At 69.8% G+C, this 14382-nt stretch carries 15 protein-coding genes; 4 read left to right on the top strand and 11 right to left on the bottom strand.

All coding sequences use genetic code 11. The features are described 5' to 3' along the window. The first annotated feature begins 38 nt into the window (after positions 1 to 38). On the top strand, positions 39 to 743 hold the full coding sequence (locus EV652_RS11890; protein WP_199238123.1) for a TetR/AcrR family transcriptional regulator: 705 nt from the start codon (positions 39 to 41) through the stop codon (positions 741 to 743). Here EV652_RS11890 and EV652_RS11885 read toward each other — a convergent pair. Next, positions 733 to 1608 carry a LysR family transcriptional regulator gene (locus EV652_RS11885; RefSeq protein WP_132209096.1) on the bottom strand — a complete coding sequence of 292 codons (876 nt, stop codon included), beginning with the start codon at positions 1606 to 1608 and terminating at the stop codon, positions 733 to 735. The genes EV652_RS11890 and EV652_RS11885 overlap by 11 nt on opposite strands. A gap of 89 nt (positions 1609 to 1697) precedes the next feature. Here EV652_RS11885 and EV652_RS11880 point away from each other — a divergent pair, with 89 nt between their 5' ends. Next, positions 1698 to 2435 (top strand): sulfite exporter TauE/SafE family protein, encoded by a 738-nt coding sequence (locus tag EV652_RS11880; protein ID WP_132209187.1) that lies wholly within the window; start codon positions 1698 to 1700, stop codon positions 2433 to 2435. Between the two features lie 249 nt (positions 2436 to 2684). Here the strand turns inward: EV652_RS11880 and EV652_RS11875 are convergent, their stop codons facing one another. The 6 genes from EV652_RS11875 to EV652_RS11850 all read right to left on the bottom strand — a co-directional run bounded on the left by EV652_RS11875 (position 2685) and on the right by EV652_RS11850 (position 7718). Then, positions 2685 to 3164: a YkvA family protein gene (locus EV652_RS11875; RefSeq protein ID WP_132209095.1), complete on the bottom strand. Its 480-nt coding sequence runs from the start codon at positions 3162 to 3164 to the stop codon at positions 2685 to 2687. 117 nt (positions 3165 to 3281) lie between these two features. Beyond that, positions 3282 to 4214 (bottom strand): S1C family serine protease, encoded by a 933-nt coding sequence (locus tag EV652_RS11870; protein ID WP_132209094.1) that lies wholly within the window; start codon positions 4212 to 4214, stop codon positions 3282 to 3284. A gap of 37 nt (positions 4215 to 4251) precedes the next feature. Beyond that, complete coding sequence (locus EV652_RS11865) at positions 4252 to 5190, bottom strand: VWA domain-containing protein (protein WP_132209093.1); 939 nt, start codon at positions 5188 to 5190, stop codon at positions 4252 to 4254. After that, on the bottom strand, positions 5187 to 6131 hold the full coding sequence (locus EV652_RS11860; protein WP_132209092.1) for a DUF58 domain-containing protein: 945 nt from the start codon (positions 6129 to 6131) through the stop codon (positions 5187 to 5189). Before EV652_RS11860 ends, EV652_RS11865 begins: the two co-directional genes overlap by 4 nt. 76 nt (positions 6132 to 6207) lie before the next feature. Further along, the gene (locus EV652_RS11855) at positions 6208 to 7230 is read right to left on the bottom strand and encodes an AAA family ATPase (RefSeq protein WP_242001700.1); all 1023 of its coding nucleotides are present in this window, start codon (positions 7228 to 7230) and stop codon (positions 6208 to 6210) included. A gap of 164 nt (positions 7231 to 7394) precedes the next feature. After that, a complete protein-coding gene (locus EV652_RS11850; RefSeq protein WP_132209091.1) occupies positions 7395 to 7718 on the bottom strand; it encodes a hypothetical protein in 324 nt (107 codons plus the stop codon). A gap of 123 nt (positions 7719 to 7841) precedes the next feature. On the opposite strand from EV652_RS11850, the gene EV652_RS11845 reads away from it, so the two are divergent. After that, on the top strand, positions 7842 to 8534 hold the full coding sequence (locus tag EV652_RS11845) for a response regulator transcription factor (protein WP_132209090.1): 693 nt from the start codon (positions 7842 to 7844) through the stop codon (positions 8532 to 8534). After that, positions 8531 to 9790 carry a sensor histidine kinase gene (locus EV652_RS11840; protein ID WP_132209089.1) on the top strand — a complete coding sequence of 420 codons (1260 nt, stop codon included), beginning with the start codon at positions 8531 to 8533 and terminating at the stop codon, positions 9788 to 9790. The genes EV652_RS11845 and EV652_RS11840 overlap by 4 nt, the downstream gene beginning before the upstream one ends. On the opposite strand, the gene EV652_RS11835 is transcribed toward EV652_RS11840, so the two are convergent. The 4 genes from EV652_RS11835 to EV652_RS11820 form a co-directional block, all read right to left on the bottom strand. Continuing rightward, positions 9787 to 10167 carry a DUF3592 domain-containing protein gene (locus tag EV652_RS11835; protein ID WP_132209088.1) on the bottom strand — a complete coding sequence of 127 codons (381 nt, stop codon included), beginning with the start codon at positions 10165 to 10167 and terminating at the stop codon, positions 9787 to 9789. The two genes, EV652_RS11840 and EV652_RS11835, sit on opposite strands and share 4 nt — an antisense overlap. Before the next feature lie 129 nt (positions 10168 to 10296). Beyond that, positions 10297 to 11727 (bottom strand): xylulokinase, encoded by a 1431-nt coding sequence (gene xylB / locus EV652_RS11830; RefSeq protein WP_132209087.1) that lies wholly within the window; start codon positions 11725 to 11727, stop codon positions 10297 to 10299. A gap of 166 nt (positions 11728 to 11893) precedes the next feature. After that, complete coding sequence (locus EV652_RS11825; protein WP_199238122.1) at positions 11894 to 12925, bottom strand: NAD(P)-dependent alcohol dehydrogenase; 1032 nt, start codon at positions 12923 to 12925, stop codon at positions 11894 to 11896. Next, complete coding sequence (locus EV652_RS11820; RefSeq protein ID WP_242001699.1) at positions 12925 to 14373, bottom strand: mannitol dehydrogenase family protein; 1449 nt, start codon at positions 14371 to 14373, stop codon at positions 12925 to 12927. The genes EV652_RS11825 and EV652_RS11820 overlap by 1 nt, the downstream gene beginning before the upstream one ends. Positions 14374 to 14382: the final 9 nt, after the last annotated feature.

Genomic DNA, 14382 nt, shown 5'->3' with positions numbered 1-14382 from the left:
CGATCAAGGCAGTGTATTGTCCGGATCGGAGGTGTGCCGTGACAGACAGTCCGTCAGTCTGGGAGCGACCCGAGCCGCCCGAGCGGCGCGCGCTCAGTCCGTTGAGCCGGGAGCGGATCGTTCGCGCCGCAGTCACGCTGGCCGACGCCGAAGGCATCGAGGCCGTGTCACTGCGCAAGGTCGCGGCGGTGCTCGACGCCGGGCCGATGCGGCTCTACCGCTACATCGACACCAAGGACGAGCTGCTCGACCTCATGGTCGACGCCGTGTACGACGAGATCCCGAGGCCCACCGGCTCGAGCTGGCGCGAGGTCGCGCGCTCCTTCGCTCATGGCATCCGGGATGCCGCCTTGCGGCACGAATGGTTCGCCGACCTGCTCGGCAGCCGCCCACGCCTCGGCCCGGCGGCCTGCGCCCACGGCGAGGCCTCGCTGGCCGCATTGCGTGCCGCCGGCCTCAGTGACATCGACACGATGATGAGCACGATCGAAGTGCTGACCGTCTACCTCACCGGCGCCGTCCGGACCGAGGTCGCCAAGCGGCGGGCCGAACGGGCCAGCGGCCTCGACCAGCGGGAATGGCAGGCGTCGATGGCACCGCACATCCTGAGGATGTTCGCCACCGGCGACTACCCGATCCTGTCCGAGATGGTCCACGACGGCCGGCACCGCGATGCCGCCGAGGTATTCGACCTCGGGTTGGGCTACCTGCTGGACGGCATCGGGAACAGCCTCAAGAGCTAGCGGCCGCGTGCAGGTGGGTGGCCAGCAGATGGGCCGAGTCGGGGGCGTTCGAGGAGTAGCAGAGCAGGTGGGCGCGGGTGGACCAGGCGTCCTGGAGTGGGCAGATCTCCACGGCGGTGTTGGCGTCGACGGCTCGGCGAGGAACGATCGCGAGCCCGGCGCCCGCAGTCGCCAGCGTGATGAGCGTGTGCAGGGTTGGTACGACGGTCCGATAGCGAGGAGCCGGGGCGTGCGGGCCTAGGCGGTCGTCCATCCACTGGGTGAGGGGCGAGCCGCGGTCGAGGCCGACCAGGGGATGTTCGGCGACTTCGGCGTACGCGATCGAGGTACGGCCGGACAGGACGCCGCCGGCTTGGCCGATGACGACGAGCGAGTCGTCGGCGAGGGGTTCGGTCCGGAGGTCGGTGGGTTCGTCGTCGAGGATGACGCCGAGATCGGCCTCACCGGAGGCGAGGATCCGCACGCTGCGGATCGTGCGGCGTTCGCTCACGTTCACGTCGTACTCGGGATGGTCGCGCAGGAAGGTGGCGAGCGCAGCGGGGACGAGCTGGTGCATCGCGGAACCGCCGGCGACCAGGCGGATGGGTTCGGTGCGGGAGACGGCGTACGACGCGACGGCGCTGTCCAGGCGGGTGGTCTCGGCGAGGACCTCGCGGGCGTGCCGGGCCAGTGTTGCGCCCGCGGGGGTGAGGCGGACGCCGCGGCGTTCGCGGATCAGGAGAGGTACGCCGGCCTGCGCTTCGAGGGCCCTGACCCGCGCGCTGGCCGAAGGCAGACTCAAGTGCATCACCCGCGCGCCGCCGGTGATCGAGCGTTCTGCCGCAATCTGAGTGAAGAGCCGGAGGTCGTCCAAGTCGTACCGCACGAGGGTCAGCCTACGCCTCAGCCTTAGGCTGACTACGGGAATCGCGCATTGTGGAGCGGGTGCCGAGCCGTGATGCTCGAAGGGTGCTGATGATCCTCCTGGCCGGTGTCGCGGCCGGCGCCCTCAACGCCGTCGGCGGTGGCGGGAGCTTCGTTGCACTGTCCGCGCTGGTCGCCAGCGGCATGCCTCCGGTCACCGCGAATGCGACCACGACCGTTGCCCTGCTACCCGGTAACGCGACCAGCGCGTGGGTGTACCGGCGCGAGATCCACGCCTTCCCGCAACCGTCGACGCTCGGTCTGACGCTGGCCAGCGTGGTCGGCGGCGCGCTCGGCGCCGGGTTGCTGCTGTGGTTGCCGTCGGCATCTTTCGACGCGGCGGTGCCGTGGTTGCTGGCGTTCGCGACGATCGTGCTCGCGTTCGGCCGGCGGCTCACCAAGGCGATCCGGCTGGGCACGCCCGGGCCGGCGGTGATCCTGGCCGGCCAGTTCATGCTGTCGATCTACGGCGGCTACTTCGGTGGTGCGGTCGGGCTGATGATGCTCGCGTTCTGGACCGCGACCACGTCACTCGACCCGGCCAAGGGCAACCCGTTGCGGGTGATCCAGGTCGCCGCCGTCTACCTCACCGCCGGCGTCATCTTCCTCTTCGCCGCCGACGTCATGGGGCAACCGTGGGAGTTGGTCGCGCTCCTGCTCGGTGCCGTCGTCGGCGGGTACGCCGGTGCCCACCTGGTCAGGCGGCTGCCGGCCGCCGTACTGCGTGCTCTGGTCCTCACCACCGCGATCGCCATGACCGTCCTCTTCTTCGTCCGAGCCGCCGTATGACCGATCGTCACCGGATCGCCATGGCCTACCAGGCTTGTGAGGTGGCCGACCTCGCCCGGTCGGCCGTGACACTGGACAACGCGGCAGATGCGGTGCCGCAGGCCGAGCTTGTTCTGGCAGCGGCCCAGCAACTCCTGGCCGCTGCCACCCGACTCGCTCAGGAGCACCCGCACGCGCCGAGCGACCCGCTGCAGCTCTTCGCCTACACCCATCCGGATGAGGCTGCTGCGGACGTGGCCGACTGGCTGGCTATTTCGCCCTGTGCTCTCGATCGGGCAACTGATCACGCTCGTGGCGAAGGTAGAGGCCGGTAGCCGTCGACACGCTCGTGAGCAGCCAGACCGCCACTCCCGCATCGTCGGCGACCCCGATGATCGGCAGCAGCTCCGGCAGCACATCGATCGGCGACACCAGGTACACCAGTGCCAGTCCCCACAGGGCCATCCGGCTCGTGGGCAACCCGGGATAGTCCCCTCGCCGGGCGGCGCGCAGGAGTCGCGGTAACGCACGAGCACGCTCGAACACGTCCCCGACCGGCTCAGGCTCGCCGCGTTCCCGCCGCCGGCGCTTGACCCGCGTACGCCGTACCCAACCGAACCCGGCCAGCGCCGCGCCGACCAGCAGCAGGCCCACTCCGGTCCCGACTGCCGGCAGCCCGACCACGTCGGCGTCCCGGAACACCAACGTGCCCAGCCCGATCAGCGCGAGCAACCCACCGAAGAACACCATCCACCAACTCTAGAGGGTGGGTGCCGGACCGCCAGGCCATCACAACCGCGGCGACGCGGTGGCACCACGCTCAGCCGGCCGCGGCCGGGGCGATTGTGATGGGCTGGAGATCCGCAATCAGTTGATCAGGCCCTCGACGATCGTCTTCATCCGGTCGACCGGGATGGCGAAGCCGATGCCGATGTTGCCGGTGCGGGAACTGCTGCTGAGGGTGGCGATGGCGGTGTTGACGCCGACCACCTGACCGGCGGCGTTGACCAGCGGGCCACCGGAGTTGCCCGGGTTGATCGCGGCATCGGTCTGGATCGCCGACTGGCGGTTGCCGTTGTCGCCGAACCGCGCCTGCCGGTCGACCGCGCTGACGATGCCGGCGGTCACCGTTCCCTCCAGCCCGAGCGGTGAGCCGACGGCCAGCACCGGGTCGCCGACCCGCAGCTGTGCGGACCGGCCGAGCGTGAGCGCACGCAGTCCCTCGGCGTCGGAAGCCGAGACCTGGAGTACGGCGAGGTCGTTGTCCTCGTCCGCCCCGATGATCTCGGCGTCGACGCGGCGGCCGTTCGACAGGACCAGCGAGACATCGCTCGCTCCTTCCACCACGTGTGCGTTGGTGACCACGTGACCTTGCTGGTCGATCGCAAACCCGGACCCGGTCGCCCGGCCGGCCCGGACCGAGACCACACCGGGCAGCACACTCGCCGCCGCGGCGGTGATCGAGCCCTGGGCGGCCGCGGGTGGCGCGCCCGCCTGGGGCAGTTCGACCGCCGCGGACTCGGGATCACGCGATCCCGTCACCGCTCCGGCCAGCCCGCCGGCCACGATCGACAGAGCGACGCTCGCGACCAGGATCCGGCCGCGGCGTGCCGAAGTACGTGCTGGTGAGACCGTCACCCCGGCCTGAGGTGCCGCGGCCGGAGAGGGGGGTGCCGACCCAGCGGAGGCCGGGGTGACGGAGAAGGGGTACGGCGGTTCCGAGCCAGGTATCGGCGCCGCAGGGGGTGGACCGGGCGCATAGTGCGGCCCGCGGAACGGGTGACCGAGATGAGGGCTCATCGAAGGCTCCTTCACAGCCAGGAATGCGCTGTACGGCTCAAGGGAGGCGCGAGAACCACAGCAGTGAGGCCAACGCGGCCAGCAGTGCTGCGACCAGGGCGATTCCCGCCACCAGGTTGGTGATCTCGCGTGGTTCGGTGGTCCAGCCGATCGACGACTGGAGGTCGGAGTAGACGTCGCGCAACTGCTCGTCGCTCTCGGCGGCATAGGCCTCGCCGCTGGTCGCGTCGGCGAGACTCTGCAACGCCTCGGTGTCCGCGGGGACCGGGATGTCCCGGCCTTCGATGTTCACAGTGCCCTCGGCGGTCCCGTAGGCGATCGTCGAGACCGGTACGCCGGCTTGGACCGCGGCGTCGGCGGCTTCGTCGATCGGGCTGCCGGAGGTGTTTCCGCCGTCGGACAGCAGCACGATCCGGCTCGGCGGTGGATCCTCCGGGTCGATCGTGCGGACCGCCTGCAGGCTGGTCAGGACGGCGTCGCCGATCGCGGTGCTGTCGGTCAGTTCGAGGCTGTTGATCGCGTCCACGGTGGCCTGGTGGTTGGTGCTCGGCGGTGCGACCACGGTCGCGCTCCGGGCGAACGAGACCAGGCCGACGTTGAACTTGTCCGGCAGTTCCTGGACGAACTCGACCGCGGCCTGCTGGGCCACCTCGAACCGGTTCGGCGCGACATCGGTCGCGGCCATCGAGTTGGAGACGTCCATCGCGACCACGATGGTCGCGCGTTCGCGCGGAACCCGGATGTCGGCGACCGGCCGGGCGATCGCGATCGTCAGCACGGTCAGTGCGGCCAGGAACGCGACGGCCGGCGCGTGCCGGCGCCAGCCGGGGCGCTTCGGCGCGACCTTCTCCAGCATCGGCAGGGTCGCGAACCGAACGGCGTACTTGCTGCGGCGGCGCTGGGCGACCAGGTACGCGGCGACCAGCGCCACGACCAGCACCAGCAGCCAGAGCCACAGGGGTTGCTCGAATCTCATCGGATACCGGTCCTTCCCATCGGGTTCCGGCGGACGCTCGCGCGGCGGCGAGCGGTGGCGAAAGCGGCCACGTCGCGGACCCAGTCGGTGTCGGTCCGCAGGACGAGGTGCGCCGCCCCGGCGGCCCGGATGTCACGAGTGGTCTGTTCACGTCTGGTTCTCATCGCGTCGGCGTACCTCCGGCGCAGTTTCCGGCTGCTCGTCTGCACCTCGCGTCGCCGGCCGGTCTCCGGGTCGACCAGCGTGAGCAGGCCGACCTCGGGGAGCTCGAGCTCGCGCGGATCCAGGACCTCGACGGCGATCACTTCGTGCCGCGCGGCCAGCCGCCGTAGCGGGTCCGCCCAGGACTCGTCGTGGAAGTCCGAGACGACCACTCGCAGACCGGGTCGTGGGTGCTCCCGGTTGAAGCGGGTGATCGCCGTGCCGAGTGGTACGGCGGGATGTTCCCCGGGAGTTGCCCTAGGCAACGACAACAGTGTTCGAAGGGTACGGCGAAGCGCTGCGGCCCCACCGACGTCGGGGACCCGGGACAGCTGGTCACCGACGGCGATGCGGACGCCGAGCCGGTTGCCGGGCCGGTCGGCGAGCAGGCCGACCGCCCCGACGACGGCGATGGCGAGATCCCGCTTCTCGCTGAGCGCGGTACCGAAGTCCATGCTGGCCGATGCGTCGAGCAACGCCCAGATCTCCAGCTCCCGCTCGGCCAGCGGCGCCCGGACGTGTGGCTCGAGCGAGCGAGCCGTGACGTTCCAGTCCATCCGGCGGACGTCGTCCTGGCCGGCCTGGTACAGCCGAGCCTCGTTGGGTTCGCTGCCCGGACCGCTCCGCAGGCCGGTGATCTCGCCGTGCAGCAGGCCTTCCAGCTTCCGCTTGACCGAAAGCTCCAGTGTCCGCAGTGCCCGCTCCCGCCCGGCCAACAGGTCCGGGCCTGATGGACTCATCCACGTCCTCGCTTCGCTCCGGGCGCGGATGAGGCACGAGTCATCCTGTGCTTGATGATGAACTCGCTCCGCTCGTTCATGCTGCTGACCCCTGGGCGTCGTCAGCGGGGACGACGTGCGGTTGCTCGATGGTGTGCAGGATGCGTGAGATCACGGCGCGCGGGTCGACACCGTCGGCGAGGGCGTCGAAGGTGAGGACAAGACGATGCGCCATCACGTCGAGGGCGACGTCGTACACATCAGCAGGCAGGACGTAGTCCCGGCCGCGCAGCAACGCCAGCGCCCGCCCGGCGGCGACCAGACCCAGCGTGGCCCGTGGGCTCGCGCCGAACTCCAGCACGCCTTGCAGGTCGTTGATGCCGTACTGCTGCGGCACCCGGGTCGCATGCACGAGGCGTACGACGTACTCCGCGACCGCGTTGTGCACAAACACCTCTTCCGTTGCCGCCTGCAACTGAGCGACCTCATCCGGGGTCAGTACGGCGTTCGCGTGCGGCCGGTGTGCGCTCATCCGCTGCAGAATGGTGAGTTCCTCGAGCGGGCTCGGGTAGTCCACCGTGATCTTCAGCAGGAACCGGTCCCGCTGCGCCTCGGGCAGTGCGTACACACCGTCGGACTCGATCGGGTTCTGGGTCGCCAGGACCAGGAACGGTTCGGGCAGCCGGTAGCTGGTGCCACCGATGCTGACCTGGTTCTCGGCCATTGCCTCGAGCAACGCCGACTGCACCTTGGCCGGTGCACGGTTGATCTCGTCCGCCAGCACGAGGTTGGCGAACACCGGGCCGAGCTCGGTGTCGAACCCCTCCGCCGACGGCCGCCAGATCCGCGTACCCATGATGTCGCCCGGTACCAGGTCCGGCGTGAACTGCAGCCGCGAGAACTGACCGCTGATCACCTCGGCCAGCGTCCGGACCGCCAACGTCTTCGCAACGCCGGGCACACCCTCCAGCAGGCAGTGCCCGCGGGCCAGCAGCCCGACCAGCATCCGCTCGACCAGGTGGTCCTGGCCGACGACGACCCGCTTCACCTCGAACAGCGCATGTTCCAGCAGAGCCGACGAAACCCCCAGCTCCCGCCGCGCCTCCGAATGCCTCTCCACACCTACCTCCACGTGATTACTCGAACCAGACGGCGGCCACCCCGGCGCATCGGGGCCGGAATGCCTCGCCCCACTCCCCGCCCCCAGCGCCGCGTGGGGCTGGGGGCTGGGCGGCGCCGGGGGCCTTGCGACGCCCCGGGCCGGGGTGGATGGGTCCGGGGTTGTCATGCGTTCTCGGCCGCGTCCGGCTGGGTCTGCTCGGGCTGCGTCTGCGGCTGCGACGGCTGAGTCTGCAGCTGCGACGGCTGCGCCTCGCCCTGGCCTTCGCCCTGACCCTGGCCCTGGCCGTTCTTCTCCGGGCAGTCACCCCGGGTCCCGCTCTGCTGCTGGGTGTTGCCGGGCGACGGCGTGGTGGCGCCGTCCTCGATGGTCACGTAACCCTGCTCAGGAGCCGGGTCGTCGGCCGCCGCGTACGCGACCCCGCCGACGCCGAGTGCCGCCACCGCAACCGCCGCACCGAGAATGAGCCGTTTACCTGGGACGTTCATCAAATCTCCTTCGATCGATTGGCCCCAGACCATCAAAGGAGTGCGAAAACGACCGGAAAGCAGAGCGAAAGTCCACCGAAAGAGCAGGCTGGACGACCCGGTCGGTCCGGCTACCTTGGTCTCGTGCGACTACTGGTGGTGGAGGACGAGGAAGGCCTGGTCAGCGCGCTGCGCTCCGGACTCGGCCGGGCCGGCTATGCCGTGGACACGGCGACGACCGGTGAAGAGGCGATGGAGAAGCTTGCGACCACGGCGTACGACCTGGCGATCCTCGACATCACGCTGCCCGACACCAGCGGCCTCGACCTCTGCCGCGCCGTACGCCGGGGTGAGATCGAGGTGGCGTCCGGCCGGGAGCTGCGGGTGCTGATGCTCACCGCGCGCGCATCGCTGGCGGACCGGGTCCGCGGGCTCGACGAAGGTGCGGACGACTACCTGACCAAGCCGTTCGCCCTGGTCGAGCTGCTCGCCCGGATCCGCGCCCTGCTCCGCCGTGACGTCACCAATGGCAGCACGCAGCTGCATGTCGGCGACCTCGTGCTCGACTCGTCCCGCCACCTCGCGACCCGGTCCGGCCGCGAACTTCCCTTGACGTTGAAGGAATTCGGCGTACTGCGGTATCTGATGTCCCGACCCGGACACGTCGTCTCGGCCGAGGAACTACTCGAGCACGTCTGGGACGAGAACGCCGACCCGTTCACCCAGAGCGTCCGGGTGACCGTCGGCACGCTGCGCCGCAAACTCACCCAGGACGGCGAGGACCCCGTCCTGGAAACAGTGATCGGCCGGGGCTACCGGCTCAGAGGTGACACGTGAAGATCAAGCTCCCGCCGTGGACCCAGACGATCCGGTTCCGGCTCACGCTGACGTATTCGGCCGTACTGATCGCGTTGTCGGCGCTCCTGCTCGGCGGCGTGTACGTCGCCCTGTCACAGATCCTCGACCCCAAGCCGCTGGACCAGATCGAGGTCAAGAAGTACTACAAGGATCAGGCGGGCAACCTCCATCTCAAGCCGGGCCAGGTGATCCAGGCCGCGGAGATCTCCAGCCTCCAGTCCGCGGTCAACTACCAGACCCTGCAGAGCCTGCGGAACTACTCGGCCGCGGGCATGGCCGGCCTCTTCCTGGTCAGCCTCGGTACCGGCTGGTGGTTGTCCGGCCGGGCGCTCCGGCCGGTCCGGCAGATCACCACGACGGCCCAGGAGATCTCGGCGACCGACCTGTCCCGCCGGATCGCCCTCGACGGACCGCGAGACGAGCTGAAGACTCTGGCCGACACCGTCGACGACATGCTCGGCCGGCTCGAGTCCGCGTTCGTGTCCCAGCGGCAACTGGTGGACGACGCGTCGCACGAGCTGCGCAATCCACTCGCGGTGATCCAGGCGAACGTGGACGCCGTACTCGCGCACGATGACACCACGCCCGACGACCGGGCCCAGGCGACCGCGATCGTGAGCCGCGCGATCCAGCGGATGACCAGGTTGGTCGAGGACCTGCTGGCATCCGCCCGCCGTTCCTCTCCGGCGTTCGTCGACGCGGATGTGGACCTGGCCGCGATCGCCGGCGAGGCGGCCGAGGAGTACCAACTCCTCGCGGCCGATCGCGAGCTTCACGTCGTACGACGCCTGTCGCCGGGACCGACCGCGGCCGGGGACGCATCGGCGCTCCGGCGGGCGGTCGACAACCTGCTCTCGAACGCGGTCCGGCTCGCTCGCGGTGGAAGCGAGCTGGTGCTGGCCGTGGGAAGCCGTAACGGCTGGGCCTGGATCGCCGTTCGCGACGAAGGTCCCGGCATCGCCGCCGAGGACGCCGACCGCGTCTTCGACCGCTTCTTCCGCTCCGGTCAGCGGCAGTCCCCGGCCACCGTCCCGTCCACCGGCCAACGCCGCGCCGGCCTGGGCCTCGCCATCGTCCGCCAGATCGCCGAATCCCACGGTGGCACCGTCGCCCTGCACTCCGAGGTGGGCGTAGGCAGCACCTTCGTCCTGTGGCTCCCCGAACGCTCCCTCACCAACACCACCCGCCGCGCGCCCGCCCCGCCCGACGAAGACCCCCTCGGCCCCCGGCTCTAGGCGGTCGGTGGTTCGTCCGGCCGGCTCCAGAACCTGGACAAGGCGACGATCAGAGCTGCCAGAGCGCCACCACCGAAGGCGATCGCTGGGGTCCGGTTGTCGTAGCCCCAGTCGGTGGACTGCAGCCGGGTGGGATCCAGCGGGTCGTAGATCAGCTGGATGGTCTTGCCGACCTCGGCCTCCTGGTAGTTCTCGGTGGTGGTCTCGACCGTCCGCCCGTCGCGAGTCACGAACCGAACCTCGATCAGCGGGCTACGGCCGGTCTCCTCGTGCACCACGATGGCGGCCACGACCTCACCCCGCCGCTCCAGCACCCGGTTGTCGTCGATCTCGGCGTACCCGACCCCGGCGATCATCACCGCCACGAACACGAACATCACGCCATCGGGCGCAACTCGCCACTGCCGCTTGGCCCGAGCACGCGATGGCTCCTCGGGACGGGCTGCGGTCCGCTCACGCTCTTCCACGCTGGTCAGACGCGCCGACCCGCCGCCCGGCTCCTCGCCCTACCGGTTGTACGGGGTGGAGAGGACGGGCTGGGTGTTGGTGAGGACGTGCGAGTAGAGGCTGCGGACCTTGGCGGCTTCGGCGTCGGTCATTGTGGAGGGCTCGGGTTTGCCTACCGGGACCTGCCAGGTGGGCGGGGTGTCGGTGCCGGTGAGGGCCCAGGCGGCTTGGCGGGCGGCGCCGAGGGCGACGTACTCGGCTGGTTCGGGGAGGATGACCTCGGCGCCGAGGAGGGCTGGGGCCAGGGCTTGGACGGCGCGGGAGCGAGCTCCGCCACCCAGCAGCAGGACACGGTGGACCGGGAGTCCTTGGGCGCGGAGAGCGTCAACGGCATCGGCCAGGCCGCACAGCAGCCCCTCGACGGCGGCACGGGCCATCGTCGCGGGTTGCATCGTTGCGCGGGTGAGACCGTAGACGAGGCCGGTGGAGTGCGGGAGGTCCGGCGTACGTTCGCCGTCCAGGAACGGCAGCAGCACGAGGCCCTGGCTACCGGACGACGCCAGCGCGGCCTCGTCGAACTCCGCCAGCTCCATCCCGAGCAGTTGAGCCGTCGCCGACATCACCCGCGCGGCGTTCAACGTGCAGACCAACGGCAGGTATCCCCCGGTCGCGTCGGCAAAGCCGGCGACCAGTCCGGTGGGGTCGGCGGTCGGTGAATCCGAGCGCGCGAAGGCGGTCCCACTCGTGCCCAGCGAAACGGCGACGTCACCAGGCTGCAGATCGAGGCCGAGCGCGGCGGCCATGTTGTCGCCCGTACCGGCCGCGAGCGCGGCACCACCGGCGGTCTGCCCGACGATCTCGGCCGGCCCGGCGACCCGCGGCAGCTCCAGCGAGCGCCCGAAGGCCCGCTCGACCAGATCAGGCCGGTAGGTGTTGGTCGCAGGCGACCACCAGCCAGTCCCCGAAGCATCGCCCCGGTCGGTCGTGATCCCCGAGATCCCGCTCCGATCCGCGGCCAGCCGGTGCGTCATCCAGTCGTGCGGCAGTACGACGGCCGCAGCCCGAGCGGCCGCATCGGGCGCGGCCCCGCTCACCCACCGAAGCTTCGTCACCGTGAAGCTCGGCACCGGCACCGAACCCACCGCGTCGGCCCATGCTCCAGGCCCACCGAGCTCGGAAACCAGCTCCACCGTCGCATCAGCGGACGCAGTGTCGTTCCAGAGCACCGCCGGGTGGACGACCTCACCGGCTTCGTCCAGCAAGACCATGCCGTGCTGCTGACCGCCGATCGAGATCGCCTCGACCCCGTCGAGCAGTCCGTCGGACGCGATCTCCCACGCCTTCCACCACTCGGCCGGGTCCACCTGGGTCCCGTCCGGATGCGGTGCGCGGCCTTCCCGCAGTACCGCTCCGGTCTCTGCGTCGCACACGACGACCTTGGTTGCCTGGGTGGAGCAGTCCACACCGGCGACCAGCCTGGGTTGACTCATGTTCGTCCCTCCATGTCAGCGCCGGTCCTGCGAGCGAAAACCAACCCTAGCCGCCGGCGAAAGAACGCGTACGACGTTGTCCACAAGCGGCCCGGCACCCGCAGCCGGACCGGGTGTGGCTGCGGGTGCTGGTCCGACCCTGGCGAGGGCCGGGGTCCGGGGCCGCTCAGCTCCCGGGATGGACGATCGCCTTGATCGCAGCTGGATCCTGCCGTGAGGCAGCCAACGCTTCGGGTGCCTGCTCCAGCCCGTGGCGACTGGTCACCAGCCTGTCCAGGTCGACCCGGCCGCTCGCCACCAGTTCGATCGCCGTCGGCCAGGTATTCGCGTAGCGGAAGGTGCCGGTCACCTCGATCTCATGCTCCTGCACGTACGACAGCGGCAACGGCAGCTCGTCACCGCCCATGCCGACCAGTACTGCGCGGCCTGCCGCCGCGAGAGCCCGGATTCCCTCGGCGACGACGGGTGGATGTCCCGAGCACTCCAGCAGCACCGTTGGTGACCAGCCCAGCTCGGCCAAGCTCGCCGTACGGGCATCGATCACGTCAGTGGCACCCAGCTCTGACGCTGTCTCGAGACGTGCGGGATTGACGTCGGAGACCGCGATCCGGGTCGCGCCCAGCGCCCGCGCCACCTGGACGCAGAGCAGGCCGATCGCCCCGGCACCGGTGACCAACACCCGTGAACCGGCACTGACCGCACCCTTGCCACAAGCCCAGACAGCCACCGACAACGGCTCTAACAGGGCCGCCGCCTCGTCGCTCACAGTGTCCGGTACGACGTGCGCCATCGCCTGATGTACGACGACCAACTCGGCGAAGGCACCGTCGATCGGAGGGGTGGCGAAGAACCGCATGTTCGGGCAGAGGTTGTACCGGCCGGCGAGGCACTGTGCACAAGTGAAGTCCGGTCGGCCGGGCTCGATCGACACCCGCTGCCCGACCTGCCGATCAGTCACGCCCGAGCCGAGCTCCACGATGACGCCGGACGCCTCGTGTCCCAGGACGAGCGGCTGCTCGACGACGAACCTCCCGATCCTGCCGTGGTCGAAGTAGTGCGTGTCGGACCCGCACACCCCGACCGCTGACACCTTCACGAGCACCTCGCCGGGACCCGGACGTGGCGCTGCCCGCTGCTCCATGACCACGTCGCCGACGCCCCGCAGCACGGAGACTCGCATGGTGGTGTCCGCTGCCATCAACGAACAAGACCTTCGAGCGTCGCCCGGGCACCGTGCTCGTGCAGCGACGCCAGCGCCGAGGTGTATGCCGCCACGAACCGCTCGTCCTGAGCGAGGTCACCGAACAGATCCGGGTCCGAGATGAAGACCAGCGGATCCTTCCGGTTGTGCTGGGCGCGCTCGACCAGCTTGTCCCGGAGCCGGTCCACGACCTCGATCGGCTCACCCTGCTCGTCGACGCCCTCGGCGTACCGGGCCCAGGACGCGACCACCAGCGCCGACCGCTCGATCTCCCGCCCGGCCGCCAACTGCTCACGGACGACGGGCAGCAACCACTTCGGGATCCGGTCCGAACTCTCCGCGCACAACCGCGCCAGCGTGTCCCGCACCTCCGGGTTCGCGAACCGCTCGATCAGCTGATGCTTGTAGCGATCGAGGTCGACCCCGGGCACCGGCGGCAAGGTCGGCGTACCTTCGACATCCATGTAGCCCAGCAGGAAGTCGACGAACAGCTTGTCCTGGCACACCTCGTGCGCGTATCGGTAGCCGGCCAGATAACCCAGGTAGCACAACGCCTGGTGACTCGCGTTCAGCAGCCGCAGCTTCATCAGCTCATACGGCTCGACGTCTTCCACGAGTTGTACGCCGACATCCTCGTACGGCGGCCGATCGCCGCCGAACTCGTCCTCCAGCACCCACTGCGTGAACGGCTCGCACACCACCGGCCAGCCGTCGTCGACCCCGAACCGCGAAGCCAGCGCTTCCCGGTCGGACTCCGCGGTCACCGGGGTGATCCGGTCCACCATGCAGTTCGGAAAGCGCACCTCGGCAGCGATCCAGTCGGCCAACTCGGCGTCCTTCAAGCGGGCAAAGGACGTCAGCATCTTCTGCGCGACGTGCCCGTTCCCCGGAATGTTGTCGCATGACATCACCGTGAACGGCGCAACGCCGGCCGCCCGACGCCGGGCCAGCGCCTCGACCACGAACCCGAAGACGCTGACCGGCACAGCACCCGGCTGTAGATCCGCCGAAAGCGCAGGATCGGAGGCGTCGAGCTCACCCGTCACCTGGTTGACGTTGTACCCGCCCTCGGTGATCGTCAGCGAGACGATCCGGGTGGCCGGGTCAACCATCCGGTCCAGCACCGCCGACGGATCGTCGGGCGCGAACAGGTAGTCCACGATCGACCCGATCACCCGCGGCTCGAGCGTCCCGTCCGGGTACTTCACCACCAGTGTGTACAGGAAGTCCTGGGCTTTCAGGACGTCGTACATCCGCCGATCCTGCGGCAGCACGCCGACCCCGACGACGCCCCAGTCCAGCGCCTTGCCGTCGGTCATCAACTGGTCGAGGTACATCGCCTGGTGGGCCCGGTGGAAGCCACCGACCCCGAAGTGCACGATGCCGGGGCGCACGGCCGTGCGGTCGTACGACGGCACGCCGACCTCGTTGCCCAGAGCATCCAAAGCCGAAGA

It is taken from the genome of Kribbella steppae, from assembly GCF_004342025.1.
Taxonomy (GTDB): Bacteria; Actinomycetota; Actinomycetes; order Propionibacteriales; family Kribbellaceae; genus Kribbella; species Kribbella steppae.
This window is presented reverse-complemented; position numbering and strand designations above follow the sequence as displayed.